Origin of the sequence: Agrobacterium sp. rho-13.3 (assembly GCF_033957765.2) — a bacterium.
Classification (GTDB): Bacteria; Pseudomonadota; Alphaproteobacteria; order Rhizobiales; family Rhizobiaceae; genus Agrobacterium.
The window spans coordinates 1,609,330-1,634,128 of the sequence record NZ_CP192775.1; the positions used below are offsets into that span (position 1 = coordinate 1,609,330).

Below are 24,799 nucleotides of genomic sequence, written 5' to 3' on the forward strand. Positions count from 1 at the left end.
CGTTGTTCAGGCGACACTTTCTTTCAGCGTTGCGGCGTTGAACGCTGCTTCTTCCCGTTTAACCGCTTCGATATCCCGATAACGATTTGCGGGATGGTTTGCAGGCAGATAGTCGCCATCTCCGAACAGTTTCTCGCGCAACGTTCCGGGTTTGTAGGTTGTCGGGTAAACGCCGCGCTTTTGAAGTTCCGGCACGATGTATCCCACGACATCCTCAAAACTATCGGGCGTGACCGCGTAGGCGATGTTGAAACCGTCAACGTCGGTATCGTCTACCCATTCCTGAAGAATATCTGCGATGCGGGAAGGGGAGCCAACAAAAACCGGGCCGAGACCACCGATACCACCGAACTTTGCCAATTCATCGATCGTCCAGGATTTGTCGCCCCCTGCAACGTGTTCAACAAAGGAATGAATGGCGTTGGTTTCCACCTTCTTGACCGCATCGGTTGGTGCATATTGTCCGAAATCAATGCCGCTCCAGCCGGACATGAAAACCAGCGAGCCGTCATAGGACACGAAGTTCTGGTACTCTTCGAATTTCTTCTGGGCCTTTTCTTCGGTCTCATCGGTGATGATGGTGATCAGCGTGTAGATGTAAACCTTCTTTGGATCACGACCGGCTTCCGCCACGCGGCGGCGCATGTCCGCGACATGGGCTTTCAGAACGGATTTGGTGGGTGCGGCAACGAAAATGCACTCGGCCTGTTCCGCTGCGAAAGCTTTGCCGGGGCCGGACGCACCAGCCTGATACAGAACCGGCGTGCGCTGCGGTGATGGTTCGGACAAATGATAGCCGGGGACGTCGAAATATTTGCCCTTATGGCCAATTTCGTGAACCTTGGAAGGGTCTGTGAAAATGCGTTTTTCCCGGTCGCGCAGAACAGCACCTTCTTCCCAACTGCCTTCGAAAAGTTTGTAGAGTACCTCGATATATTCAGCGGCCACTTCGTAGCGGTTGTCATGGCGGCGCAGACCACCTTCGCCAATATTTTTAGCCCCGCTCTCAAGGTATGAGGTGACGATGTTCCAGCCGATGCGGCCCTTGGTGTGGTGGTCGGCCGTGGAAAGCCTGCGGGCGAAGGTATAGGGGTGCTCGAAAGACGTGGAGGCCGTGATGCCGATGCCAAGATGTTCTGTTGCGAGCGCGATGGGCGCTGCCAGCTGCAACGGATCGTTGACAGGGATTTGTGCTGCCTGATGAATAGCGTGGTAGTTCGAGCCCTTATAGACGTCGTAATAACCAATCACGTCCGCGATGAAAATGCCGTCGAAAACGCCTTTTTCAAGCGTTCTGGCAAGATCCTGCCAGTAGTCCAGATCCTTGTATTTCCATGATTTGTCGCGCGGATGCGCCCACAATCCCGGTGATTGGTGCCCAACGCAATTCATATCGAACGCATTGAAACGAATTGTCTTGCTCATGGTCGACTCCACATTTTCGTATTGCCGACGATACGGGCTAGCGGCAATGATGAGGAAGAGCGTCCATACCCTCTATCGAGACCAGAGAAGAAAAAACAACCTCATATTATCGTATAAAAAACATAGAATTACTTTTATGGTTGCGCGCCTGTGCGATGCTCTTCCGAGCCGATTTAACCCGTTTGTGAGGCCATTGCATGGGCACGATTTCTGAGACCAAGATTGATTATACCATCCATCCACGCGTCAATTCCGCAGATCCGGTTGCGCCCAGACCACGCCCTTCAGTTCCCGCGCATATTGTTCGAAGCGATGCAGAAGCTATCGAGGTAGCGGAGCGTCTTGCCGAGAAGTTCAAGGTTGGAGCCGCCCTTCGTGATCGCGAAGGACTTTTGCCTGTTAACGAGCTTGATGATTATTCGCAAAGCGGGCTCTGGAGTATCAACGTGCCAAAGGCATATGGTGGACCGGAGGTTTCCTATGCCACGCTTGCAAAGGTCATCGCTACCATTGCTGCCGCTGACCCGGCTATCGCCCAGACCACCCAGAACCACCTCGCCATCATCGCGACGGTTGATCTGGATGGAACGGAAGAGCAGAAAAAGCTGTTTTTCGGTTGGGCGCTTCAGGGACTTCGTTACGGCAATGCCTTTTCGGAATTGAAGAGCAAGACCGTCGTTGATTTTGAAACCAAGGTGGTCCACGACGCCGACGACGTGATCGTCAATGGTGAGAAATTCTATACGACAGGGGCGCTGCTTGCCCATATCGTTCCTATCGTCGGTGTTGATGAGAACGGGCAGGGTTATCTTGTCTTCGCGGATCGGGAAGCGCCCGGCCTTACCGTGACCAACAACTGGTCCAGCTTTGGTCAGCGCACGACTGCGTCAGGCTCCGTCAAAATCGAAAATGTGCGCGTGCCTAAAGCGCGGGCGCTGAAAGTGACGTCCTTCGATCACCCAACCGTTGGCGGCCCTGTGTCGCAGATCATTCAATCGGCCATCGATGCAGGCATCGCACGCGGGACGATCGATGACACGATTTCATTCATCAACACATATAGCCGCCCATGGGTGGACAGCGGCAAGCAAACCGCCAGCGAAGATTTGTTCACGATTGCTGCCATCGGCGACCTGAAGATCAAGCTTCATGCCGCTGAGGCACTGCTGGAGATCGCAGGCCGCAGCATTGATGTGGCCCGTGCCAATTCCACGCTGGAGACGGTTTCGGAAGCGACGATCAAAACCGGTGAATCCAAAGTTCTCACAACTGAAATCGCTATTCTCTCGACCAACAAGCTGTTCGAGCTGGCCGGAACGCGCTCGACGCTTGCAGAACATGGACTGGACCGCCATTGGCGAAATGCTCGCGTTCATACGCTGCATGATCCGGTGCGCTGGAAATTTTACCATGTCGGCAATTATTACCTCAATGGTGCGCACCCGCCGCGCCATGCATGGAACTGAGGTTCTTTGACATGACAACAACGGATAGAACGCTGCATCGCCAAGCCGCATTGACGGCTGGTAGACCAGCGCCGCATGTGCCACCGCGCCAAAAGCTCGCCCACATCATCACAAGCGATGACGAAGCGATTGCTATTGCAAAGGAACTCGCCCGCGAGTTTGCCGCAGGAGCGGCGGAACGCGACCGGGAGCGGCGTTTGCCGCTGGCGGAAATAGAGCGTTATTCACAAAGTGGCCTGTGGGCGATTACCGTGCCCAAACACTATGGCGGTGCGGAAGTGTCGGCGGTCACGCTGGCGGAAGTCACCGCCATCATTTCAGCCGCAGACGGCAGCATCGGGCAGATACCGCAGAACCATTTCTATATGGTGGAAGCGTTACGACTTGCGGGCAGCGACGAGCAGAAAAAGCATTATTTCCAGCGGGTTCTGGATGGCGACAGGCTGGGCAACGCGTTTACCGAAATCGGCACGAAGACGCCGGTTGATTATAAAACGCATTTTGCCGAGCGGGATGGCAAGTTGCTTCTGAATGGGCAGAAGTTTTATTCGACGGGTTCGCTCTTTGCGCATATCATCGTTGCGGTTGCCAAAGGACCGGATGAGCGCGTCAACATCGTTTTCATTGATCGTTCTACCGCAGGCGTGAACCTCATCGACGACTGGACATCGTTTGGCCAGCGGACAACAGGCAGCGGCAGCGTCACATTTGACGATGTGGAAATTACTCCATTCCAGGTGGTGGATCAGCAGATCGTTTTTGAGCGGCCAACGCCCATGGGGCCGTTCGCGCAGATCATCCATGCTGCTGTTCAGGTTGGTATTGCGCGCGGTGCGCTTGCCGAAACGGTTTCCTATGTTCGTGCCCATGCCCGCCCGTTTTTCGAACTGGATATCGAACACGGTTACGAAGATCCGCACACCATTCACGCGGTGGGCGATGTGGCTATTCGTGTTCATGCTGCTGATGCTTTGCTGGCACGGGCAGGGCGCATTCTCGACCTGGCAACGGCTTCACCCGATGAAAAAACCGTTGCTGCTGCATCGGTTGCTGTTGCCGAGGTGAAGGCGCTTGGTACGGAGGCTGCGCAGCTCGCCGCAACGAAACTCATTGAGCTGGGTGGCGCACGCTCTACGCTGGAAAGTTACGGTCTGGACCGCTTCTGGCGCAATGCGCGAACCCATTCCCTGCATGATCCAGTGCGCTGGAAATACCACCATATCGGCAATTTTTATCTCAACGGCACCTTGCCGCCCCGCCACGGGGCCATCTGATTTTACGACAACTCTGACATCTCATCAGGACATACAGCATGACCTATCACCCTAATCCCGACCGTTATGACGAGGCTACGTTTCGTCGCGTTGGCCGCAGCGGGCTCAAACTTCCTCCCCTTTCTCTCGGGCTTTGGCACAATTTCGGCGATACGACCTCGCTCGAAACACAGCGCTCTATCCTGTTCAAAGCATTCGATCTGGGCATTACGCATTTCGACCTTGCCAACAATTACGGCCCGCCGGCGGGAAGCGCTGAAATCAATTTCGGCAATATTCTGAAACAGGATCTCGCCGCCTATCGTGACGAGCTGATCATCTCCACCAAGGCAGGTTGGGATATGTGGCCGGGCCCTTATGGTCGCGGCGGTGGATCGAAAAAAGCTCTGCTGTCCAGCCTTGAGCAGAGCCTGAAACGGCTTGGCGTAGACTACGTCGATATCTTCTATTCGCACCGTTTTGATGCCGAGACACCATTGGAAGAAACGGCGGATGCGCTGGCGCAGGCCGTGCGTCAGGGCAAGGCGCTGTATGTCGGCGTATCGTCTTATTCCGGTGCCAAAACACGGGAGATTGCCGCACTTCTCAAAGAACGCGGCACGCCGCTTTTGATCAACCAACCCGCCTACAATCTCTTCAACCGCTGGATTGAAAAAGACCTTCTGGATGCGGCTGATGAGGTTGGCGCGGGCCTGATTGCCTTTACGCCGCTGGCGCAGGGGTTGCTGACCAACAAATATTTGAACGGTGTCCCGCAGGACGCCCGCGTCAATCGCCCCGGCGGTGATTTCCTGCGGCCTGAGCATCTGAAGGAAGAGAACATCAAACGGGCGCAGGCGCTGAATGAGATCGCACGCGAACGTGGTCAGTCGCTGGCCCAACTCGCCATTGCATGGGTCCTGCGCGACAAACGTGTCACCTCGGCTTTGATTGGGGCAAGCTCTGCAAAGCAGGTTGAGGAAAATGTCGCGGCTCTGAGAAATCCGTATTTCACAGCGGATGAACTGGCCGAGATCGACCGTTATGCAGTCGAGGGCGGCATCAATCTTTGGGAAAAGCCGTCTCACGACGAAGCGGTTTAAGGCTCTCTCGATATAAGATCGCGACCACCCGGATATGCGTCTGGGCGGTCGTTTTTTGTCAATGATCGGCTGGAAAGCGAAACACGCTTGCCGCGTGAGGTTCCGCTAAACGGTCACCCTTCCCGAAGAGACGGCTGCGAAGCGTGCCTTCCTGATATCCAGTCTTGTACCGCCCCCGGGATTGCAGTTCAGGGATGACCAGATCGATAAAATCATCGTAGCATTCCGGCACGACGGTCCGTGTCAGATTGAATCCGTCGATCTCCCCTTCATCGATCCATGCTTCCAGTTCATCTGCTATATGGGATGCCGTGCCGATGAATGTTGGATAACGGCCACCCAGTGAGAGGCTTTCAAGCAAATGGCGCTTCGTCCAGCCACGCTCTCTCGCAGTTTGGATACCAGACTGGATGGCATTGCCTTTTCCACTGTCCTTGATGATGGGGTCGTCCATGGCAAAACGGGAAAGATCAATGCCGGAGCCTGCCGAGAAATGCGCCAGCCCGGCTTCCGGGCTGGCATATCGGCAATAATCGACGTGTTTGTCGCGTGCGTCTTTGTCCGTCAGACCGGGGATAACGCTGATGCCCACGAAAATCTTGATGTCATCAGGAGCGCGCCCCGCCTTGACCGCTTCCGCCCGTAACAGTCGTGACGTCCTTTGAGCCGCTGCGCGATCTGTCGCTGAAATGAAGATACATTCGGCATGGCGTGCCGCGAAAGCGCGTCCCCGCTCAGAACTGCCCGCCTGATAAAGAACCGGCGAGCGCTGCGGAGAGGGTTCGCTGAGGTGATAACCCTGCGACTGATAAAACTTGCCCTGATGATTGATGGAACGGACGCGGGCCGGATCGGCATAGACTCGGCCATGCTTGTCGGCGCGCACCGCGTCGTCCGCCCAACTGCCTTCCCAGAGTTTATAAAGCAGCTCGAGCGCCTCATCCGCCTGGTCGTAGCGGTCGTCATGGGCACCCATTGCCGTCTGGCCGATGGCGCGGGCGGCACTGTCGAGATACCCGGTGACGATGTTCCAGCCCATGCGCCCATTGGTCAACTGGTCGAGTGTCGACATGCGGCGGGCGAAAAGATAGGGCGGCTCGGCATTGGCGTTGACCGTGATCCCGAAGCCGAGATGCTGAGTGGATGCCGCCATTGCGGACACCAGCATCATCGGATCGTTGACCGGCAGTTGCACCGATTCCCGAAGCACGAGATCGGTTGATCCACCATAAACGTCATAAACGCCGAGAATGTCGGCCATGAAGATCGAGTCGAACAGCCCGCGCTCAAGCGTTTGCGCGAACTTGGTCCAATAGCCGATCGTGTTGTATTCGGTGGAGCGATCCCGTGGATGCGTCCATAGGCCATGGTTTATGTGGCCTATGGAGTTCATGCTGAAGGCGTTCAGGCGTATTTCTTTTTTAGGCATTCAAATCAGCCACCATATTCGATGATTTCCAGACCGGCATTGTAGTCGGTTGCGTAGATCAGGCCAGCGGCATCGACGAACACATCTGCCGACTGGATAACCTGCGGGCGTCCGGGCCTTTGGTCGGTCATCACCGCTGGTCCTTTTGGCACCAAAGCGCCGGTCTCGACCGGATGGTATGGATCGGAAATATCGAAAGCACGGATGCCGGCGTTTTGCCATGTGGCGAAGATCAATGTTTCTGAAATGAAGGAGCCGGGCCGGTTTTCATGCAGATTATGGGGGCCGAAATGGCCACCTGTTTTGGTGTAATCGATCTCGTTGGGGATCGGGAATGTGGAAATACTGATCGGATTTTCTGGCACGCGGATATCGAAAACCCATGTGTGCTTCCGGCCATCCTCTTCATTGTCTGCCACCGCCTCATCGGCAACCACCAGCAGATCGCGCCCCGGCAGAGGCAGCGGAGAATGGGTACCGCCACCGTAAGGAGGAGACCAGTTGTGGTGTTTGATGAGTTTGGGAGCCGAATGATCGGAAATATCCAGCAATGTCAGCCCGCCATCGCGCCAGCAGGCATAGGCCGTGTTTCCGTTAACCAGCGCATGGTGCAGAGCATAACGTTTGCCTTCGCCCCAGTTCGGTGTTTCTCCTTTTGCCAGGTTCATGCCCGGCAGCCACCATTGCCCCACAAGCTCCGGTTTGGCGGGATTTTCAAGGTCGATGGTGACGAAGATGTAATCGGAAAAACCGTCCAGCAGTGCAGATGCATAGGCGTAACGACCACCGACATACCACAGGCGATGGAAACCAACGCCCTCGACATCAAGCTGCCCGATCTTTTTCGGGCGGTCGGGAGTGGAAATATCGAACACGGTCATGCCCGCCGTCCAACTGCGCTGACGCGCCTTTGCAGCAACGGTCTCGCCGACGGACTTGGTGTAGTAGGCCTTTTCGTCGGTAAAACTCTCCACATCTGCAAACAGATCAAGCGCGTTGATGACGAGCAAAAGGTCATCATGCGTCTGGAGATGAATGTTCCAGGTGTTGGGCGGAGCCTGCATATAATTGACGGTTTTGGGATGTTTTGCATCGCGCACATCCACGATTGAAAAGCCCTGTGACCAAGGGTGCGCCACATAGGCATACCCGCGATGCACCATCAATTGCAGTCCGTCACCCCTGCCGCCTATATCGCTGTGGCCGATGAGTTTCATGTTGCGGGCGAAATCCGGCTTGGGCAGGTCTGGGATATGCATGATTGTCTCTTGATGCTGAAAATGGAAAAGGCACCGTGCAGGGCGCGGTGCCGAATAGTAAGCAAATTTTAGTTTGTGACTGATGGAATCCAGCTTGCCGTTGCCGCATCGCTCTTCAGGAATGCCGGGAACTTCTGCTGAAGCTCTTCAATGGTGCCGATGTTGTTTTTCACGAGATCATCGCGCGTGATGAGCGTTGGCTGAAGAAGAACGGACTTGCCCGGAGACTGGCCCGCGATATCCAGCGAAACGGCGCGGACAGAAACTTCGCCAACCACAGCGGCGTTGGTTGCGGCAGTCGCCACCCAAGCGCTGTCTGGCTCGATAATGAGCTGAATATCGGCGGTGGAGATATCGACGCCGTAAATCTTCACCTGCTTGGCAAGGCCCAGTTCATCGATGGCAAGTTTCACGCCCTTGGCGAATTCATCCCACGGCGTGAAAATAGCGGTGATATCGGGGTTGGCACGCAAAATGGCTTTCGTCTGGTCCGCAACTGAGGCCGGCACCGTGTCGTTGACTACGCCCCAGACGGCTTTTTCTGTTACGTTGTGCTTTGCGATGAAGTCCTTCCACACCGCATAACGGCGGTCGAGCGGTGCAAAACCGGCAACGTAAACCGCTCCAGCTACAAATCCATCACCCTTGTCCTTGACTGCCTGATCAAGAACCAGCTTTGCCATGTCCTTGTCGCTCTGCTCGATCTGCGGAATTTGGGGATTGTCGAGGTTCACGTCATAGGCGACGACCTTGATGCCCTTGTCGAGCGCCTTCTGGGCCACGTCTTTTAGAACTTCGGGGCGGCCATTGTTGATGACGATGCCGTCGACGCCGAGATTGATTGCCTGCTCAACGAGGTTGCGCTGGGTGTCGTTGTCGTTGCGGGCTTGCGAGACAGTGAGATTGATGCCCAGCGCGTCGGCCTGCCGCTTGACCCCAGCCTCAAATGCTTGAAGCCAGTCACCGCTGCCGAGGAAGCTGATAACGGCGACATTCACGGTCTTCTTGTCGAAAGGTGCAGGCGCACCTGCGATGCCTGCCGAAAAGGCACTCGTCGCAAAAAGAGCGCTGGAAATGGCGGCCACCGCCAATGTTTTCAAAGTCTTGAACATGGTTTCCACTTGGTTGGATGAGGATTGAAAAGATCAGTGTTTTGAGCGTGCAACGCCGTAGGTCAGCGCCAGAGCGCCAACGAGAACGGCACCTTTGATGAAGTCCTGCGTGTAATAAGGTGCATTCAACATCGTCAGTCCGTTGAGCAAAACACCGACGAACACCGCGCCGACAATGGTGCCGAGAACATTGGGACGCCGCAGGGCCAGCACCGCAAATCCGATCAACGCGGCGGCGACGGAATCCATCAACAGCGATGCACCGGAAGACACGTCTCCACGACCAACGCGGGCTGCGACGATGATGCCGCCAAGTGCTGCCAAAGTACCTGAAAGAACATAGGCGAAGGTCTTGATGCGGTTGACATTTGCACCCGCCAGACGCGCCGCAGTTTCATTGCCACCGGTTGCGTAGATCAGCCGTCCAAGCCGTGTCCGCTCCGTCAAAATGAACAGAATGACGGCGACAATGACCATGAGAATGACAGGCAGAGGGATGAGGCTGAACAGGCTGGAGCGACCGATGGTGAGGAACGCAGGGTCATATTTGCCCGTTGCTGTCGAGCCGTTTGGAAGGATAAGGCCAACCGAGATGGAGCGGCCAGCGGTGGGAATGAGCTGAAGGCCGGTGAGCAGAAACATGGTGGCGAGAGTTGCCAGCAAATCCGGCACCTTCAGCTTGACGATCAGGAATGCGTTGGCAAGACCGACGAGCGCACCGAATACCAGCACGAGCGGCACGGTCTGGTATGCGTTCAATCCCAATACGATCATCAGGTAACTGGCCGCCATGACGCTGGAGGCGGCGACCGCGCCGACCGAAAGGTCGAAACCGTTGATCGCCAGCGTCACGCTGACGCCAGCGCCAATGATGGCAACGACCGAAACGGCCTGCAAAATGCTCATCAGATTGTTGATATTGATGAAAGCAGGCTGCGCTATCGAAAACCCGATGACCAAGGCGGCGAGCAGCAGAAACACCGCGCCACGCCTTACGGCATTTCTGAAGTTTTCTGCCGTTGCCGCATAGGCCGGTTTTTCAGCGATGTGTTCGGTGCCATCGACCATCAGGCATGTTCCTTGTGAAGCTGCGGCGCATCTGCATCGAGCGTATTGTCGAGAATGGTGTGGTGTTCAATGACGAGTACCCGGTCAGCCACTTCAAAGGCTTCTTCCGGGTCTGACGTGGCTATCAATGTTGCGCGGTCGCAGTGGCGGCGAATGGTGGCGATGATGTCCTGCCTTGCGCCGACGTCGACACCCTGAAACGGTTCATCCAGCAGTAGCAGGCGGCTGGGTTCCGCTTCCCAGCGGGCAATGACTGTCTTTTGCTGGTTGCCGCCAGAGAGCGACCAGACGGATGCGGAGGCAGATTGTGCCTTGATCGCCAAACGCTTTATGGCGTCTTCGCCCTCTCGTGTTTCACGGTCTGAAAACAGAAAGCCGGATGGATACCATTTCTTCAAATGCGGAAGGCTGATTGCTGCGGCAATGCTTTCACCGGGCCAGTCCGCGTGAATGAAGGAAGAGCGGTGGCGATCTTCCGCCGCCATAACGACGCCGGAGGATATGGCATCAGCCGGACTGTCAGGGGCATAACGTTTGCCGTCCAAGAGTGCGTTTCCATCTGCAAAAGTGCCCAACCCAAAGAGCGAGGACAACAGGCGGCTTTTTCCAGCACCGAGAACGCCGGTAATCGCCACGACTTCTCCCTCGCGCACGGACAGTGAAAAAGGCTTGGCGCCAGTCACAAGTCGAACGTTCTGGAGTTCCAGCACAGTTCTGCCAAATGTCTCGCGGCGCGCAGGGCGGGCAGAACTGAGTGAGCGACCAATCATCGTTTCGATGGCTGCGTCAAAATCGATCGGTTGCTTGAATGAGCCGACATTACGCCCACCGCGCAAAATCTCGACACGATCCGCCAGCGCAGCAAGATCGGCGGTGCGGTGGGAGATATAGAGCACGCTGATCCCGCGTGTTTTTAGCCCGCGGATAAGCTCATAAAGCCGTTGGGACTCACGAGACGACAAGCTGGCGGTTGGTTCATCCAGAATAAGCAGGCGCGCATCGTTCGCCAAGGCGCGGGCAATGGCCAGCAACTGACGGTCTGCGGCACTCAGGTCTTCAAAGTCTTTGTCCAGCGGCAAGTCGAAACCCGCATCGGACAAAACACGCGACGCGGCTTTGCGAACAGATTTCTGCGAGAGGAAAAACGGATGGCGACCATCGACGAAATGATTGAGGAGCAGGGCGTCTGCGACCGTCTGGCCGGGAATGCCAACCACGTCCGTCGATTGATGGACGGTAACGATGCCCTTGGCGGCCGCTTCTGCCGGGGACTTAGGTGCGAATTCCTGACCCTGCCAAAGAACTTTTCCCGCATCGGGGCTGTAGAGCCCAGACAGGATTTTGACCAAGGTAGACTTTCCAGCACCATTTGCGCCCATCAGCGCCACGACTTCACCACTCTCGATCGTGAGATTGGCGTGCACGAGTGCTTTGGTCGACCCAAATGCAAGGGAGATGTTTTGTACGTCGAGTATTGGCATGTGCGGAAGGTCCATGGATGACGACCAAGTGTGGTAATCCTCCTGCCGCAACAAACAAGGATGGCGTTTCTATAGTAAACAAAAACTATGGAATAAATTTCCAGCTGCGAGACGCGTGCCTGTGGGCGCAGACTTGAAATGTTGTCAAATCCCACACGTACGGTGCAGTGACGTTTAAAACCGCAATGGCCTGATTGTTTGAGTGCCTGAGTAAAACCTTGCGCCGATGCCATCATGCGAAACAAAGAAAACCAACGGCAGCGCAAAAATTGGTAAAAAGTAATACATAAAAACCATCGATTGTATGATCATATTCAGCCAGAATTTCTGGGTTCGATTTAACGCAAGAGGAAACATCCATGGTGCTCAAACAGGGTATTGCCATTTCAGCTTTGCTGTCTTCATTCCTTCTCGTTGGGAATACCCACGCAGAAGGATTGGCAGGCGCTCCGGCACCGTTCGATAAAGGCGGCGTGAAAATCGCGCTGGTGGGTTACATTTCGGCAGGCGATTTCTTTCAGGCCTACCAGGCCGGGGCCGTGGCGCAGGCGAAAGCCTTGGGCGTAGATCTGCGCGTTTTCCCCGGACGCCAGGACGCGGCGCAGCAGCGCGAACAGATTTTGCAGGCAATCAATCTTGGTGTGCAGGCCATTATCGTTGACCATGGCCAGCCGGAAGCGTTGACCGATGTGGTGCAGCAGGCGCTCGACAAGGGCATCAAGGTCGTGGCTTTCGACGTCAATCTGAACAACCCGAAGGTTCCTCAAATCGAGCAGTCGGACCACCGACTTGCAGAACTGGCGCTTGAGCAGGCCCTGAAAGACAACGGCACCAGCTTCAACGCCGGTTATGTTTACGTTGCAGGTTTTGCGCCACTAGACCGCCGCCATGAGATTTGGGAAAAGGTGAAGGGCGAGAACAAGGGTGTTGTTGAGAAGGCGCGCTTCGGCACTGTCAGCGATACGACGGCCACCGCCACCGCCGATCAGGCAAAGGCGATCTTCCGCGCAAACCCCGATATTTCGGTGGTTTTTGCTCCCTATGACGAATTTGCGCGTGGCGTGAAGCTGGCCGCTGCCGATCTTGGCATTTCAGACAAGATCAAGATTTACTCCGCCGACATTTCCACCGCTGACATTCAGGAAATTGCCGAGACGGGCAGCCCATGGGTGGCAACTGCAGCGACAAACCCAGCTGTTGTCGGTGCGGTGTCCGTTCGCGCAGCAGCGCTCCAGATTGCCGGTCAACAGGTTCCGGGTCGTGTGATTGTCGATCCGGTTCTGGTCACCCAGAAGCAGTTGCAGGATGCAGGCGTCAAAACAATCGAGGATCTGGCCAAGAAAGTTCCGGCATTTTCAACCAGCGCGGTTGCAACCGCAAGCTGGATACCAGCCGCAGCATTCTGACCTTAGACCTTTGTGGTAACGTCATCATAAGGCTCGCCAAATTGTTTGGCGCGCCTTTTTATTTTCCCGCTCTGCAAACGAAACAACCAGTCTTTGCAAAAACAAGATTTTTCCCGTTCCTCGAAAAACGTGGAATGAACGTCCTTTATTTGTGCAGTAAATCGGTAGACAAAATACGCATCAACAGCCACATGAGGTCAAGATGTATACTCTTAGCTTGCTGGACAAGAGTCCGGTCTCCACAGGAGAGACCGCGACCAGCGCGTTTCGCGATACGGTCAATCTCGCCAAGCGGGCAGAAGAGCTAGGATATCGCCGGTTCTGGGTGGCCGAACATCACAACTCTCCAGAACTTGCAAGTTCCGCACCGGAAGCGCTGGTTGCGTGGATTTTAGCAAAGACGTCTCACATCAGGGTCGGCTCCGGCGGCGTCATGTTGCAGCACTACAGCCCCTATAAAGTTGCTGAAGTTTTCAATGTTCTTTCTTCTCTGGCGCCCGGTCGTGTGGACCTTGGCATCGGCAAAACGCCAGGTGGCCTGCCGCTTGCAACATCCGCCTTGCAGCAGGCCTATGATCCGGCGCGCAAGCCGGATTTCGAGACGGCTTTTGCTGAGCTGGATGGCTTTCTGTCAGGTTCTGCGCCGAAGGCGCACGCTCAGGCTGGTTTGACGGCAACGCCCACGCCGCCGGTGTCGGCTGAACAGTTTTTGCTTGGAGCAAGCCCGGAAAGCGCCAGACTTGCGGCATCAAAGGGTTGGAGCTTTGTATTTGCCGGCCACCTTAATGGCGACCCGGACGTCTTGCGCGCCAGCCTTGAAGCGTTTCGTGCGGAAAGCGGCGGAAAATCCGCCATTGTGGCCCTCTCTGCATTTGCCGCCAATGATCCCAGACATGCTGCTGCGCAGGTCGCTGAACAAAAGATATTCCGCGTGTTCTTGAGCACTGGCAAGGCATTCAATCTGGGTAAACGCGAACAGGCGGAAGAGTTTGCCCGCCAGTCTGGCGATACGAATTATCGCATCGAAGAGCGCAAGCCGAACGTGCTGCACGGCACGGCGGCGGATATTCACGCCAAACTTCACCGGCTCGCAAGCGAACACGGCATCGAAGAATTCATCATCGAGCCGCCGCATGTCGGTGCCGATCAACGGCTTGCTTCCATCGAGTTGCTGGCGACCCACCGCATGTCAGCAGCAGCATAATAAACGGCAGGAGACAGAACAATGACCAAAAAACAAATAGGTTTCGGCGTTATGCTGCATGGTCCTGGTGGCCATATGAATTCATGGCGTCACCCGAAGAGCCCTGTCGATGGCAGCGTCAACCTTGAATTTTTCAAACAGAATGCACTGAAGGCCGAAGCTGCTGGTATCGCCTTCGCATTTGTGGCGGACGGTCTTTACATCAACGAGAAGTCGATCCCGCATTTTCTCAATCGTTTCGAGCCCTTGACGATCCTGTCCGCGCTTGCGGCGGTGACCTCGAAAATCGGTCTCGCCGGTACGGTCTCGACATCCTACAGCGACCCTTTCACAGTGGCACGCCAGTTCGCGTCTCTCGACCTTATCAGCGGTGGCAGAGCAGGGTGGAACGCGGTGACGACGCCGCTGGAAGGCACCGCAAAGAACTATAGCCGAAATCATCCCGAACATGCGCTTCGGTACGAGATCGCTGACGAATATCTCGAAGTCATAAAAGGCCTTTGGGATAGCTGGGATGACGACGCCTTCGTGCGCAACCGGGAGACCGGCCAGTTCTTCGACAAGACAAAGCTCCACACGCTGGGTCACAAAGGCCGCTTCTTTTCGGTGGAGGGGCCGCTCAATGCCCAGCGCTCGGCGCAGGGCCAGCCGGTCATTTTTCAGGCGGGTTCTTCGGATGCGGGCATCGGCCTTGCAGGCAAACATGCGGATGCGGTTTTCACCAATTCCGCATCGCTGGAAGAAAATCATACCTTCCTGAAACGCGTGAAGCAGAGCGCAGTTGCCCAAGGACGCTCCGCATCCGACGTCAAAATCTTCCCCGGCATCGGCCCGATTGTGGCGGAAACGCAAGCTGAGGCGGAAGAGAAATACGACATCATCCGCAATCTCATCACCATCGATGATGCGCTGGCCTATCTCGGGCGCTTCTTCGATCACCACGACTTCACCGTTTATCCGCTGGACGAGCCGTTCCCTGAACTTGGCGATATCGGCAAGAACAGCTTCCGTTCGACAACGGATCGCATCAAGCAAAAAGCCAAGGATAAGAACCAGACCCTGCGTGAAGCCGCCCTTGACGCTGCAACGCCGCGCGAAGGTTTCATCGGCACACCGGACAAGGTCGCTGATGAGATCATCCGCTGGGTGGAGAACGATGCTGCCGATGGCTTCATTCTCGGCTTCCCGGTGATTGCCGAAGGCCTGGATGATTTCATCCGTCTGGTCATTCCGGTTCTGCAAGAGCGAGGCTACTTCGAGCCGCATCTGGAAGGACAGACGCTGCGCGACCATCTGGGCTTACCGTTCCGTGAAAGTGTTTACGCCAATACGTCAGCCGCTGCGGATAAAGCCATCGCATAGTGCCTGACTGATTTTTAAGGACGCACGACACGTTTGTTGCCGTGCAGGAGGTCAAGATAATGAATATTCACATCGACGGCGCGCGTCCTCGCGACGACGCCGAACGGGGAATCCTTGCCTTTCAGGACGAGAGTGTCGCGATCCGTCGCGATCTTCACCGGCATCCTGAATTGTCGAAGAACGAAAAACGCACCTCCAGCATCGTGGCACGTTACCTTCTGTCCTACGGATATGAGGTGACGGAAGGGATTGGCGGTTACGGTGTTGTTGCTACGTTGAAGCGAGGCAAAGGCGACAAGCATATCGGTATTCGTGCAGATACCGATGCGCTGCCGATCATCGAAGAAACCGGCTTGGCCTATGCCAGCGAAAATCCGGGCGTGATGCATGCCTGCGGTCATGATGGCCACACGACGATCCTGCTGGCGGCTGCGCGCTATCTCGCCGAACAATCGAATTTCTCCGGCACGCTGACCCTCATTTTTCAGCCTGCCGAGGAAATCGGTGCGGGTGCGCGTGCCATGATTGCGGATCGGCTTTTCGAGCGCTTCCCAGTCGACGCAATCTTCGGGCTGCACAACTGGCCGGGCGTCAGCGCGGGACAGTTCGGGTTTGTCGAAGGTCCGGCCATGGCGTCTGTCGATAAAGCGACAGTTCGCATTATCGGTAAGGGCGGCCACGGTGCTGAACCACATGAAACGGTTGACCCGGTTCTGGCATCGGCGGGCTTTATCACAGCCTTGCAAAGCATCGTTTCGCGTAACGTCGATCCGCGCCAGATGGCGGTGCTGACGGTTGGCTCCATTCATGGTGGCACCGCGTCGAACGTCATTCCGGAAAGCGTTGAGCTGAAAATCACGGCACGGGCTTTCTCGCAGGAGGTGCGCGAGAAGCTTGAACATCGGTTGATTGCCTTGGCAAAGGCGCAGGCCGAAAGCTTCGGTGCGATTGCGGATGTGGACTTCCATCGCGGCTTCCCACCCGTTCTAAACCATGTCGCACAAACCGCATTTGCCCGCAGCGTGGCGAAACGGCATTTCCCTGCATCGCAGATTGCGGAAGACTTTCAGCCGCGCACGGCCAGCGAAGACTTCGCCTTCTTCCTTCAGGAACGACCCGGCTCTTACCTGTTCGTTGGAAACGGCGAAAGCGCATCGCTGCACAGCCCGCATTACGATTTCAACGACGCCATCATCGCACCAGCCGCCCGTTTCTGGGTGCGCCTGGCCGAAGCCTATCTTTCCTGATCTCCATACCGGAAGCAAAACCATGAGCGACAGTTTTCTCTACACATCAGTTTTGGACCCGCTTGCGCAACCGCTGCTGGACGAGTTGCTGATCGAATATGACAGCCGTTATGGCACCTTTTTCAGTGCGGAGGGCGCGAAGGAGGAGCTGAACAAATATCCGCCATCCGCTTTCAGCCCACCCTACGGCAATTTTCTTCTGCTGCTGCGCGATGGAAAAGCGATCGGTGGCGGCGCATTCAAGCGGTATGACGACGACACGGCTGAGTTCAAGCGGGTCTGGACACACTCTGCCCACCGCCGTCAGGGGTTGGCGAAGAAGGTGCTGATCGAACTGGAGCGGCAGGCGATCCGGCAGGGATATTCTCGTATTTATCTGACGACAGGTTTCCGCCAGCCGGAAGCTGTCGGGCTTTATCGTTCAAATGGTTACAGCGCGTTGTTCGATACGACGGCTGATCCTGAAACGATCAAGACATTGCCTTTCGAGAAATGGCTCTCCGTTGCACCATCATCGCTTTCACTTGAAGGCACCACGTCAACCCATGCTGTGAGCCATCACGCATAGTTCAGCCGTTGAAAGGCTTGTGTCATGACTATAGCGTCCGATTTCCCGCATGTGGTGGAGACAGAACGAAAAGCGGAGCCGATAAACGGCGATTATTCGCATTTTCGCGTCGTCCCCGCCCGTTATCCGCTCCGCACATTCGGCACCATCCTTTCCGTTCTCGTCATTGCGGCCGTGTTGCACTCCGTGTTCGGAAATCCACGCTGGGGTTGGGACGTTTTTGCCGAGTGGTTCTTTGCAGAGCCCGTACTGGTGGGTCTTGGTCGAACCCTGCTTCTGACCATTCTTGGGGCTTTCTTTGGCTTCATTCTTGGAACGGTGCTGGCGCTGGCGCGCGTTTCCGGCTCGCCGCTCTTGGCTGCAATATCATGGACCTATATCTGGATTTTCCGTTCCATTCCGCTGATCGTTCTCCTGTTGATCCTCAACAACCTTGGTTATCTCTATGAAACCATTACGATCGGCGTCCCTTACACCGGCATCAACTTCTTTAGCTGGAACACAACCCAGCTGATGACGCCTTTTGCGGCGGCAATTCTCGGACTGACGCTGAATGCGGGCGCGTTTTCATCTGAAATCGTCCGTGGCGGCATTCTTTCGGTCGAACAGGGCCAACTTGAGGCTGCGGCATCGCTTGGTCTTCCGCGTCGCAAGCAGTTTTCGCGGATCGTGCTTCCGCAAGCCATGCGGACGATTTTGCCGAATGGTTTCAATGAAATCATCTTGATGGCGAAGGGCACATCGCAGGTCTACATTCTAGCCTTGCCCGAGCTTTTCTACACGATCCAGATCATTTATCGCCGCAATCTGGAAGTCATCCCGCTGTTGATGGTGGCGACGGTTTGGTATCTCATCATCCTCACCGTTCTGTCGATTATCCAGTATCACATCGAGCGCCATTTCTCTCGTGGTGCGCTGCGAAATCCACCACCATCCTTTTTGAACACGCTCTATCGCACGGTCCTGCCACGCAGAACGGCAACAGTTGCGGATGAGAAGGTCGTCGTGCCCGTGGACACAAAGGAACCGCAGGTCGCTGTCCGCGCGGGTGGTTTCCAGCTCGGCAATCGCGGCGGCAATGTCACCATTCATGGTGTCTCGAAGTCTTTCGGTTCGCTCAAAGTGTTGGACGAGGTCACACTCTCGGTTCCTGCGGGTAGTGTTACCACCATTCTTGGCCAATCCGGCTCCGGCAAGTCCACGCTGCTGCGATCCATCAACCATCTGGAGCGCGTCGATGACGGGTTCATTGCTGTCGATGGCGAACTCGTTGGTTATCATCAGAAGGGCGATATGCTCTATGAATTGAAGGAACGAGACATTCTGAAGCGTCGCGTCGAAGTCGGCATGGTGTTCCAGAACTTCAACCTTTTCCCGCATCTGACGGCTCTTGAGAACATCGTCGAAGCGCCCATCACCGTGCGCGGAATCTCCAGAGCGCTGGCGGAATCGGAAGGGCGCGAATTGCTCGCCCGCGTCGGTCTTTCTGAAAAAGCCAATGCCTATCCGCGCCAGCTTTCCGGCGGTCAGCAGCAGCGTGTTGCCATTGCCCGTGCGCTGGCATTGCGACCAAAGGTGCTGCTTTTCGATGAACCGACATCAGCACTGGATCCAGAACTCGTCAACGAAGTGCTGGACGTTATCAAGGAACTCGCCCGTTCAGGCGTCACGCTCATCATCGTCACACACGAAATCGGCTTTGCCCGTGAAGTCTCCGACACGGTCGTCTTCATGGAACAAGGCAGGATACTTGAAACAGGAACGCCAGAGAAGGTGTTCAACACGCCCGATCATCCGCGCACAGCCGAGTTTCTTGCAAAAGTACTATAAATTTCAATCCAATAGGGAAACATTCAATGATTTATAAGTCGAAATTGATGTCCGCTATCAGTGGCGGTTTGCTCACGGCGTTTCTCTCCTTCGGGCAGGTTGTGCACGCACAGGAAGTCGACCTTTCGCCGGAACAGAAAGGCCGCATTCGCGCCGAGAAAGTAGAGGCTGCCGTCAAGCTGGTCCCCGCGAACTTCAAGTTTGTCACAGCCGGCAAGCTGACAGTGGCCACCAACCCGGGCCGTTTGCCGCTGGGCGATTATGCCAGTGACGCAAAGACGCCGATTGGCAGTGAGCCGGACATCGCGCAACTTGTGGCAGATAGCCTTGGCCTTCAGCTTGAGTTGGTGCCAGTCGCATGGGAAGACTGGCCACTTGGCGTCTCGTCTGGGAAATACGACGCCGTTATCTCCAACGTCACCGTGACCGAAGCGCGCAAGGAGAAGTTTGATTTCTCCAGCTATCGCAACGACCTTCTGGGCTTTTATGTTGCCAGCAACAGCAAAGTGACGTCCATCAGCAAGCCTGAAGATGTCGCCGGTTTGAAAGTTATCGTCGGTGCAGCCACCAATCAGGAACAGATACTGCTGAAATGGATCGAGCAGAATAAGGCCAAGGGTCTGGCCGCGACCGACGTGCAATATTACGATGATCAGGCCGTGCTCGATCTTGCTTTGCAGTCGGGTCGCGCAGACGTTTACCTCGGCCCCAACGCGACTTCGGCCTATCAGGCGGCGGCAGTCAAGAAAACCAAACTTGTCGGCACATTCTCCGGTGGTTGGCCGGAATCTGCGGAAATCGCAGTCGTTACGAAAAAAGGTGCGGGTATTGCCGATGCCTTCACTGCGGCGCTGAACGCACAGATCAAGAATGGTAATTACACTAAGGCTCTGGCCCGCTGGAACCTTGGGTCAGAGGCCATCACAGAATCGCGCACCAACCCGCCCGGCCTGCCAAAAAGCTGAGTTGAGACGTGCAGCCACTCAGCCGATGGCGCGGGCATCCTCCCGCTCGCGCCATCTTCCTTCCCATAAAATCCGAACGGAAGTGTCGTCATGACGTTCAAATCAGGTCTTCGTTCAGTTCTCGCCGGCGTTGTGTTGGTATCTGCCAACGTGAGCGGTGCATTCGCAGCAAATGATGTCTTCGATCTTTCACCCGCGCAACTGGGCCGTATCCGGGTTGAAAAAGACGCAGGCGCGATCGCTGCCATTCCCAAAGATTTTAAGTTTACATGGCCCGGCAAGTTCACCGTCGCGGTTGCACCCGGCGGACCACCCCTGGCAACCTATGCAACGGATGCGAAAACCGTCGTTGGGGCTGACCCTGACTACGCATCCGCCATTGCCGACACTCTCGGTCTGGAACTGGAACTTGTGCCAGTTGCATGGGCAGATTGGCCACTGGGTCTGGTATCCGGTAAATATGACGCGGTGATTTCCAATGTCGGCGTGACCGAGCAGCGCAAGGAGAAGTTCGATTTCTCCACCTATCGTCAGGGTCTGCATGGCTTCTTCGTCAAGTCGGATAGCGGCATTACGTCAATCAAGGAACCGAAAGACGCAGCGGGTCTTCGCATCATTGTCGGTGCAGGCACCAATCAGGAGCGCATTCTGCTGAAATGGAGCAAGGAGAATGTTGCTGCGGGATTGAAGCCGATCGAACTGCAATATTACGATGATGAAGCGACGAGCCTTGTCTCCCTTGCGGCGGGACGTGCTGATGTAATCGTGCAACCGCACGCCCAATTGGTTTTCATCGCCGCGCGGGATAAAAACATCAAACGTGTCGGTACGCTTTCGGCCGGCTGGCCGGAAAAATCTGACGTGGCAATCACGACGCGTAAAGGTTCGGGACTGGCAGATGCGTTGACGCTCGCGACCAATGATCTGATCAATAATGGCGCCTATGCGAAGATTTTAGCGCACTGGCAGCTTTCGGAGGAGGCCTTGCCGGAATCGCGCACCAATCCTCCGGGATTACCCAAGAGCTAAATGGTTTTTGGGAGTGTGGTCTGTCCGAAATCAGACCACACTCTTTTCAAGAGCCACCGTCAGGCGACGAGTTGTTCGCCGTTCAAATGGCGCTCAAGAAACGGGAGGCTGTCCTGCCCCCAGTAAAGTTCGCCTTCGTAACGGAACGTCGGCAATCCAAATACGCCGGCATCTTTGGCGATATGGTAATTGGCCGCCCATTGCGCCTTGACGTCACTCGCCAATGACTGCTCTGCGAGCTCACGCCCATTCAAACCGACTGAATCGGCGATGGCGATGTGGACGGCTGGATCACCGATATCACGCCCTTCGCTCCAGAAGGCATCTTGTAGCGCTAGCGCCAGCGATGCCCAGTCGGCGCCCTTGAGTGCAGCGGCGATGATGAGAAAGCCTGCGGGTGTTGGGTCTGAAAGCGCTGCCCGGTTGTCAAAGTTCAGCACTTTGCCGCGCAATGCGGCCCAGCGCTTCAGGTCTTTGGTCCAGTAAGCGCGGCGTGCGTCTGGCCGGTTTCGCGAATAAACCGCACCATTTTCCTCGATCAGCGGAATGACATGTGGCTTGATTTCGACATCGAAACGCTTTGCCAGCTCAAGAAAGGCATCAAAACCGATGAAGGCCCATGGGGAGCCAACACCGAAGAAATAGTCGATGGTTTTCGTCATTGTTCTTTTCCGTTGCGGGTGTTGAGAAGCGCGGTGTCGAAGACCGTCACGGCGCAGTCGCGTGCGACGATCACCGCTGACGGATCGCGGTTGACGGCAACCGTTGCCAGAGCGCCCTCGTACAGCAGTGCGAAGTGCGCGGCCACCTGGCGGTTGGTGATGCCGGCCTTCGCCGTAATAGTTTCAAAAATGGCTTTGACACTGCTTTTATGTTTTCGCGCCACAGAGACCACCCGCTCGGAATCGCCATGTTCGGCAACGGCGAGAGCGAAAGCACAGCCGCGAAACTCCGGGCTGTCTGCCTTGTCAAAAAGCCGCTCGAAAATCGCCGCGACCTGTTGCCGAGGGGTGTCGATCGTGTCGGTGACCTCTTCCAGCGACCGGATAACCCGTTCGTGGCGCTCTTCGAGATAAGCGGCCACAAGATGATCCTTGGACGGAAAATGGCGGTAAAGCGTGGCCTTTGCGATGCTCGCCTCTTCGATAATCCGGTCGATGCCGACGGCCCTGATGCCTTCGCGGTAAAAGAGGCTACCTGCCACCGAAAGGATTTGTTCGGATATGGATGTGCGCATGATGGTGTTCGTATCGTCCTACATTTTCATGATTTTTGGTTCAGCCACGGGCGGTTTTGATTGCGCGTTCATGGTCGGGTCCGTCAGCCTGCGCCGTACGCAGAGCCTCTGCTATATCGATGGAACGTGGCGCTGATCCAAGTCTGGAGAGCTTTGCCGCTGCTTGCTGAATAGCACTGTTGAACGGCGTTGGAATGGCGTGGAAGCGTCCAAGTTTTACGATTTCACCATTGAGAAAATCCACCTCGCTGGAACTGCCCCGGCTAAAGCTCTGCCAGGTGGATTGCTGGCCGCGCTCGACGCCGCTGTTTTCGGCAGGCCCCCAACCGTTAAGGCCGATTTTTCGTTCGCTTGGCGCGGCCGGGTCGAAACCGGCGGCTTTGAGGACAGACGATGCTTCGCGGCTCAGTTCGTCACCTGCGTGTGTAAGCTGGTCGGGGTTTCCGGCGAACAATTCGACAGCATTGCGAACATTATGAAGCAGTTTGGCCGATTTCCAGCGGCGAATATCATCTCTCGCTTCCGAAATGTAGTTGGCTGCGGTGAGATCGACAGCGATCTGCGCAGCAATCTCATCAGAACCGCTCGGATATCGCCCGACAGTGACAACGCCAACCTGGGGATTGCCTGCGACGGCCACCTTGCCGACCTCCAGAAAAAGCGCCGGCGTTAGAATGCTGGCAGCATAGACATGCTGAAAATAACGAAGCGCAATGTCTTCTGCCGCTAAACCGTTCTGGAAGGTTACGATTGGTAAGTCGGCGGCTGTTTCCGTTGTGCTGCCTTCAACCGGTTGGCCGACCCATTCTCGGGCTGCCTGTTCCACATCCTGCGTTTTGACCGTCAAAAACAGGACGTCATCGGTGTGTAAAGACGGTGGGGTGCTGATATCGAAAGCATTCAGGCGGTGATGTTTTGTGCCGTCGGGGCGGCGATACTCCAGGCCGTGCTCCTGAATATGCTTGATCTGACGGCCTCTGCCGACAAGCGCATAGTCAATTCCGGCCTGCTGAAATTCGGCGGCGAGGCTGGCGCCGACGGCACCTGCTCCAATAATGATATAGCGTGTCATGCGAGTTTCCCTAGAATGGCTTTAAGTCGTTCTTTGTATCGTCTATTTTTAACCCCTCAAACGGGTCATCCGGTTTTCCGAATAGGTTCCGGAGCAGAATTCACTGAGGTTTTTGGGGCGGGCGGAGCGCCACGGTCCAGAGCGGCCCTTCCGAGCATTGCTACCGATGTGTCTTCCTGTGGCGCATGGACAAGCACCGATTGGATGTCGCGGAAATGGCGTTCAAGGCCAAGATCCGCGCCGAGGCCAGGGTTGCCGAGTGCACCAACAGCGATATGGACCGCCTCTTTCAACTGGCGTCCGGCGAGTATGCGGGCGCGGATGAGTTTTGCGGCATCATCCTGTCCATGGTTCAGGCCATCGAAAACAAGCTGCCTTGCACCTGAAACAAGAACGTCGATCTCGCCCGCAATGTTCACAAAGCGCTCCGTGCGGGCAACGGGGAAACCGAGATTGGCGGGCACGCGCTGATGGGCAAACTGGATGAATTTGTCCCGCGCAGCTTCCGCCACGCCGAGATAAATTGCCGTCAAAGCCAGAGTGATGCCCGCATGGGCGCGGTTATCCTGCGTGCCTGCTGATGTATCAACCAGATCGATGACGTCCTCAAGCGGAACCTCGACGGCATCGAATTCAACATCATGCGAACCACTGGCACGCATACCCAGGCTGTTCCAGTTTTGGATGATGTGAATGCCCGCGCTTTCCGCAGGCACAACGAATGTGCCGACACGCTGCGGGTTATCATCCGTGGTTGCCCAGACCAGGAAATGCGTCAGCCCAAGAGCGCCGGTGACGAAACGTTTCGTTCCCGTGATCGCCCAGCCCCGGCTCGTGCGGCGCGCGCGTGTGGACGGCAGGCCGCCGCGGGCAGGGGAACCAAGTTCCGGTTCCACGCGGGCGGCGTTCAGCAGAATGGGTCGGGTTTTTGCCTCATTCAGAATACGGCGGTAGAGATCCTGCGGCCAGCGGCTGCGGTTGGCTTCGCCAAGATGCGTGAAGATCGTCATGGCGCTGATCAGGGCAACGGATGGATCACCGCGTCCGAGTGCCGCGAGAATATGGGCGGTGTCTGCGAGCGTAGCGCCTTCGCCACCAAAGCCCTTGCCAACCGTGCTTTCAAGCAGCCCATCTTCATGAACGGCGCGGATGCCAGTCCAGGGAAACACATCTCCTCGGTCGGCGTCCGGTGCCGCCTGCGCGAGAATATCGGACACCTTGTTCAGCTTTGCGTCATCGATTGGCACGTTGATCTTGCTTTCTTGATTTCGGACGGGAAACGG

At 56.0% G+C, this 24,799-nt stretch carries 21 protein-coding genes; 11 read left to right on the forward strand and 10 right to left on the reverse strand.

All coding sequences use genetic code 11. The features are described 5' to 3' along the window. Positions 1–6: 6 nt before the first annotated feature. Positions 7–1,425 carry an LLM class flavin-dependent oxidoreductase gene (locus RMR16_RS22170; RefSeq protein ID WP_320197772.1) on the reverse strand — a complete coding sequence of 473 codons (1,419 nt, stop codon included), beginning with the start codon at positions 1,423–1,425 and terminating at the stop codon, positions 7–9. A 197-nt stretch (positions 1,426–1,622) separates the two neighbouring features. Here RMR16_RS22170 and RMR16_RS22175 point away from each other — a divergent pair, with 197 nt between their 5' ends. Genes RMR16_RS22175 through mgrA form a run of 3 tightly spaced genes read left to right on the forward strand, consistent with a single transcriptional unit; the run spans position 1,623 to position 5,247 of the window. Next, positions 1,623–2,891, forward strand: a complete 1,269-nt coding sequence (locus tag RMR16_RS22175) for an SfnB family sulfur acquisition oxidoreductase (protein WP_320197773.1) — start codon at positions 1,623–1,625, stop codon at positions 2,889–2,891. Between the two features lie 11 nt (positions 2,892–2,902). Next, the gene (locus RMR16_RS22180; protein WP_320197774.1) at positions 2,903–4,165 is read left to right on the forward strand and encodes an SfnB family sulfur acquisition oxidoreductase; all 1,263 of its coding nucleotides are present in this window, start codon (positions 2,903–2,905) and stop codon (positions 4,163–4,165) included. A gap of 38 nt (positions 4,166–4,203) precedes the next feature. Then, positions 4,204–5,247, forward strand: coding sequence for an L-glyceraldehyde 3-phosphate reductase (gene mgrA, locus RMR16_RS22185; RefSeq protein ID WP_320197775.1), 1,044 nt, complete (start codon positions 4,204–4,206; stop codon positions 5,245–5,247). Between the two features lie 58 nt (positions 5,248–5,305). Here the strand turns inward: mgrA and RMR16_RS22190 are convergent, their stop codons facing one another. From RMR16_RS22190 to RMR16_RS22210, 5 genes are all read right to left on the reverse strand, one after another. Further along, on the reverse strand, positions 5,306–6,676 hold the full coding sequence (locus RMR16_RS22190) for an LLM class flavin-dependent oxidoreductase (RefSeq protein WP_320197776.1): 1,371 nt from the start codon (positions 6,674–6,676) through the stop codon (positions 5,306–5,308). A gap of 5 nt (positions 6,677–6,681) precedes the next feature. Further along, positions 6,682–7,935, reverse strand: a complete 1,254-nt coding sequence (locus RMR16_RS22195) for an LVIVD repeat-containing protein (RefSeq protein WP_320197777.1) — start codon at positions 7,933–7,935, stop codon at positions 6,682–6,684. A 68-nt stretch (positions 7,936–8,003) separates the two neighbouring features. Further along, positions 8,004–9,047 (reverse strand): substrate-binding domain-containing protein, encoded by a 1,044-nt coding sequence (locus RMR16_RS22200; RefSeq protein WP_320197778.1) that lies wholly within the window; start codon positions 9,045–9,047, stop codon positions 8,004–8,006. Between the two features lie 33 nt (positions 9,048–9,080). Continuing rightward, positions 9,081–10,115 carry an ABC transporter permease gene (locus RMR16_RS22205; protein ID WP_320197779.1) on the reverse strand — a complete coding sequence of 345 codons (1,035 nt, stop codon included), beginning with the start codon at positions 10,113–10,115 and terminating at the stop codon, positions 9,081–9,083. After that, complete coding sequence (locus RMR16_RS22210) at positions 10,115–11,596, reverse strand: sugar ABC transporter ATP-binding protein (RefSeq protein ID WP_320197780.1); 1,482 nt, start codon at positions 11,594–11,596, stop codon at positions 10,115–10,117. Before RMR16_RS22210 ends, RMR16_RS22205 begins: the two co-directional genes overlap by 1 nt. Positions 11,597–11,955: 359 nt before the next feature. Between RMR16_RS22210 and RMR16_RS22215 the strand changes: the two genes are divergently transcribed. The 8 genes from RMR16_RS22215 (at position 11,956) to RMR16_RS22250 (ending at position 21,207) form a co-directional block, all read left to right on the forward strand. Further along, positions 11,956–13,002 (forward strand): substrate-binding domain-containing protein, encoded by a 1,047-nt coding sequence (locus RMR16_RS22215; protein WP_320197781.1) that lies wholly within the window; start codon positions 11,956–11,958, stop codon positions 13,000–13,002. A gap of 202 nt (positions 13,003–13,204) precedes the next feature. After that, positions 13,205–14,206, forward strand: a complete 1,002-nt coding sequence (locus RMR16_RS22220) for an LLM class flavin-dependent oxidoreductase (protein WP_320197782.1) — start codon at positions 13,205–13,207, stop codon at positions 14,204–14,206. A gap of 21 nt (positions 14,207–14,227) precedes the next feature. Then, positions 14,228–15,568, forward strand: coding sequence for an LLM class flavin-dependent oxidoreductase (locus RMR16_RS22225; RefSeq protein WP_320197783.1), 1,341 nt, complete (start codon positions 14,228–14,230; stop codon positions 15,566–15,568). Positions 15,569–15,627: 59 nt separating this feature from the next. Continuing rightward, positions 15,628–16,815, forward strand: coding sequence for a M20 aminoacylase family protein (locus RMR16_RS22230; RefSeq protein WP_320197784.1), 1,188 nt, complete (start codon positions 15,628–15,630; stop codon positions 16,813–16,815). Positions 16,816–16,837: 22 nt separating this feature from the next. Continuing rightward, positions 16,838–17,383, forward strand: a complete 546-nt coding sequence (locus tag RMR16_RS22235; protein ID WP_320197785.1) for a GNAT family N-acetyltransferase — start codon at positions 16,838–16,840, stop codon at positions 17,381–17,383. Between the two features lie 24 nt (positions 17,384–17,407). Then, positions 17,408–19,213 (forward strand): amino acid ABC transporter permease/ATP-binding protein, encoded by a 1,806-nt coding sequence (locus RMR16_RS22240; RefSeq protein WP_320197786.1) that lies wholly within the window; start codon positions 17,408–17,410, stop codon positions 19,211–19,213. A 26-nt stretch (positions 19,214–19,239) separates the two neighbouring features. Next, positions 19,240–20,178 carry an ABC transporter substrate-binding protein gene (locus tag RMR16_RS22245; protein ID WP_320197787.1) on the forward strand — a complete coding sequence of 313 codons (939 nt, stop codon included), beginning with the start codon at positions 19,240–19,242 and terminating at the stop codon, positions 20,176–20,178. A 90-nt stretch (positions 20,179–20,268) separates the two neighbouring features. Further along, positions 20,269–21,207: an ABC transporter substrate-binding protein gene (locus RMR16_RS22250; RefSeq protein ID WP_320197788.1), complete on the forward strand. Its 939-nt coding sequence runs from the start codon at positions 20,269–20,271 to the stop codon at positions 21,205–21,207. Positions 21,208–21,266: 59 nt separating this feature from the next. Here the strand turns inward: RMR16_RS22250 and RMR16_RS22255 are convergent, their stop codons facing one another. From RMR16_RS22255 to RMR16_RS22270, 4 genes are all read right to left on the reverse strand, one after another. Beyond that, positions 21,267–21,869 (reverse strand): 2-hydroxychromene-2-carboxylate isomerase, encoded by a 603-nt coding sequence (locus RMR16_RS22255; protein ID WP_320197789.1) that lies wholly within the window; start codon positions 21,867–21,869, stop codon positions 21,267–21,269. Further along, positions 21,866–22,444 carry a TetR/AcrR family transcriptional regulator gene (locus RMR16_RS22260; RefSeq protein ID WP_320197790.1) on the reverse strand — a complete coding sequence of 193 codons (579 nt, stop codon included), beginning with the start codon at positions 22,442–22,444 and terminating at the stop codon, positions 21,866–21,868. Before RMR16_RS22260 ends, RMR16_RS22255 begins: the two co-directional genes overlap by 4 nt. Before the next feature lie 40 nt (positions 22,445–22,484). Further along, on the reverse strand, positions 22,485–23,516 hold the full coding sequence (locus RMR16_RS22265) for a ketopantoate reductase family protein (RefSeq protein WP_320197791.1): 1,032 nt from the start codon (positions 23,514–23,516) through the stop codon (positions 22,485–22,487). A 65-nt stretch (positions 23,517–23,581) separates the two neighbouring features. Continuing rightward, positions 23,582–24,763, reverse strand: coding sequence for an acyl-CoA dehydrogenase family protein (locus RMR16_RS22270; protein WP_320197792.1), 1,182 nt, complete (start codon positions 24,761–24,763; stop codon positions 23,582–23,584). Between the last annotated feature and the right edge of the window lie 36 nt (positions 24,764–24,799).

What these genes read in the sequence shown, in the direction of transcription:
- RMR16_RS22170 (WP_320197772.1), bottom strand. Translation starts at nt 1,425, where the DNA reads ATGAGCAAGACAATTCGTTTCAATGCGTTCGATATGAATTGCGTTGGG.
- RMR16_RS22175 (WP_320197773.1), top strand. Translation starts at nt 1,623, where the DNA reads ATGGGCACGATTTCTGAGACCAAGATTGATTATACCATCCATCCACGC.
- RMR16_RS22180 (WP_320197774.1), top strand. Translation starts at nt 2,903, where the DNA reads ATGACAACAACGGATAGAACGCTGCATCGCCAAGCCGCATTGACGGCT.
- mgrA (WP_320197775.1), top strand. Translation starts at nt 4,204, where the DNA reads ATGACCTATCACCCTAATCCCGACCGTTATGACGAGGCTACGTTTCGT.
- RMR16_RS22190 (WP_320197776.1), bottom strand. Translation starts at nt 6,676, where the DNA reads ATGCCTAAAAAAGAAATACGCCTGAACGCCTTCAGCATGAACTCCATA.
- RMR16_RS22195 (WP_320197777.1), bottom strand. Translation starts at nt 7,935, where the DNA reads ATGCATATCCCAGACCTGCCCAAGCCGGATTTCGCCCGCAACATGAAA.
- RMR16_RS22200 (WP_320197778.1), bottom strand. Translation starts at nt 9,047, where the DNA reads ATGTTCAAGACTTTGAAAACATTGGCGGTGGCCGCCATTTCCAGCGCT.
- RMR16_RS22205 (WP_320197779.1), bottom strand. Translation starts at nt 10,115, where the DNA reads ATGGTCGATGGCACCGAACACATCGCTGAAAAACCGGCCTATGCGGCA.
- RMR16_RS22210 (WP_320197780.1), bottom strand. Translation starts at nt 11,596, where the DNA reads ATGCCAATACTCGACGTACAAAACATCTCCCTTGCATTTGGGTCGACC.
- RMR16_RS22215 (WP_320197781.1), top strand. Translation starts at nt 11,956, where the DNA reads ATGGTGCTCAAACAGGGTATTGCCATTTCAGCTTTGCTGTCTTCATTC.
- RMR16_RS22220 (WP_320197782.1), top strand. Translation starts at nt 13,205, where the DNA reads ATGTATACTCTTAGCTTGCTGGACAAGAGTCCGGTCTCCACAGGAGAG.
- RMR16_RS22225 (WP_320197783.1), top strand. Translation starts at nt 14,228, where the DNA reads ATGACCAAAAAACAAATAGGTTTCGGCGTTATGCTGCATGGTCCTGGT.
- RMR16_RS22230 (WP_320197784.1), top strand. Translation starts at nt 15,628, where the DNA reads ATGAATATTCACATCGACGGCGCGCGTCCTCGCGACGACGCCGAACGG.
- RMR16_RS22235 (WP_320197785.1), top strand. Translation starts at nt 16,838, where the DNA reads ATGAGCGACAGTTTTCTCTACACATCAGTTTTGGACCCGCTTGCGCAA.
- RMR16_RS22240 (WP_320197786.1), top strand. Translation starts at nt 17,408, where the DNA reads ATGACTATAGCGTCCGATTTCCCGCATGTGGTGGAGACAGAACGAAAA.
- RMR16_RS22245 (WP_320197787.1), top strand. Translation starts at nt 19,240, where the DNA reads ATGATTTATAAGTCGAAATTGATGTCCGCTATCAGTGGCGGTTTGCTC.
- RMR16_RS22250 (WP_320197788.1), top strand. Translation starts at nt 20,269, where the DNA reads ATGACGTTCAAATCAGGTCTTCGTTCAGTTCTCGCCGGCGTTGTGTTG.
- RMR16_RS22255 (WP_320197789.1), bottom strand. Translation starts at nt 21,869, where the DNA reads ATGACGAAAACCATCGACTATTTCTTCGGTGTTGGCTCCCCATGGGCC.
- RMR16_RS22260 (WP_320197790.1), bottom strand. Translation starts at nt 22,444, where the DNA reads ATGCGCACATCCATATCCGAACAAATCCTTTCGGTGGCAGGTAGCCTC.
- RMR16_RS22265 (WP_320197791.1), bottom strand. Translation starts at nt 23,516, where the DNA reads ATGACACGCTATATCATTATTGGAGCAGGTGCCGTCGGCGCCAGCCTC.